The organism is Streptomyces sp. UH6, assembly GCF_013421635.1.
GTDB classification, from domain to species: Bacteria; Actinomycetota; Actinomycetes; order Streptomycetales; family Streptomycetaceae; genus Streptomyces; species Streptomyces abyssomicinicus.
Genome location: NZ_JACADT010001289.1, coordinates 1 through 1291, shown reverse-complemented (window position 1 = coordinate 1291; position 1291 = coordinate 1). Strand labels below are relative to the sequence as shown.

The window sequence follows — 1291 nt, the reverse complement described above, 5'->3', positions numbered from 1 at the left end:
GGCCTGGCCGGGGTCCACCTCGGCGACGTCCAGCCGTCCCGCGACCAGTTCCGCGGTGCGCTTGTCGCGCGGCACCGCGCGCAGCTCGATCCGTTCCAGCTTGGCCGGGTTGCCCCACCAGCGCTTGTTGCGCTCCAGCACGACGTTGCCCCGCCGGCGGTCGACCGAGGTCACCGCGAACGGCCCGGCGGTCACCTTGAGGGCGGTGCGGGCGCCGGTGTTGAAGGCCTCCGCGGTGCCCATGACGTCCTTCGGGTACAGCGGGGAGAACAGCGAGCGCCAGTCGGCGTAGCGGCGCGCGAAGGTGACCTTGACCTCCTGGTCGTTCCTGCCGCGCTGGACCTTCTCGATCCGGTCGTAGCCCGCGTTGCGGGCGGTCCAGAAGGCGCTGTTGCGTCCGGAGAGGGCGTGCCACTGGGCGGTGAAGTCCGCGGCGCCGATCTTCCTGCCGTCGCTCCAGACGGCGGCCGGGTTGAGCTTGTAGAGCACGACCTGCTTGGGCTCGGTCCCCACCACCTCCGCCGACTCCAGGAACTCCGGCGCGCGCTGCGGGCGTCCCCGGGTGTCCAGCCGGAACATGACGGGCAGCGAGGCCTGGGCGACCCGGTCGGTGGCGGCGTCGGCGTCGGACTGGAAGGTGTTGAGGGTCTGCGGGACGGAGTCGACGGCCCAGCGCAGGGTGCCGCCGTCCTTGATCCGTTCGCGGGTGGCGGGCGCGATGTCGGGGCCGGCCAGCGGCTCGCTCGCCGCCTCCCCGGAGCCGCATCCGGAGAGCGCGGTCACCGCGAGCAGGCCCGCGGTGAGGAAGACGACCGAGCGCATGACGGCGCGCGGTCCGACACGGTGGTGGTACGTCACTGCTGCCTCCGGGGCGAGCCGCTTCGCGGGCGTCCGAGCTGCGCCCGGGCGACGCCCGGGCAACGGGGGGTTTGATCGTTTTTACCGATTTACCGATGAGATTTATGGCCCACTCAAAGCCAAGAACCCCCCGCTGTCCTGCGACACGGCGGCGGACCGCCCCTGATCCCACCCGTCCGGCGCAACGTTGGGCCGAACGGGACACCGCGCGCACCGTCACGGTGTGTCGCCGGCCGCCGTCACCGTCGATCACTCTTCGGTCGGCGCTGGCCTGATTCAGCCGCATACCGGTCGCGAACGGGCGGACCCGGCCATACGCTCCCCCCTGTGATGCCCACCCCGTCACCACCGACCCGCACCCGTCCCCCTCGGCGCACCCCTGCGCCGACCGGGGCCGCCGCCGCCCTCCTCCTGCTGCTGACCTCGCCCGTCT

The 1291-nt window shown here is 72.7% G+C and carries 1 protein-coding gene; it reads right to left on the bottom strand.

All coding sequences use genetic code 11. The features are described 5' to 3' along the window. The coding region (locus HW445_RS31340) for an ABC transporter substrate-binding protein (protein WP_257231420.1) at nt 1-822 on the bottom strand (822 nt) is incomplete at its 3' end. Nucleotides 823-1291: the final 469 nt, after the last annotated feature.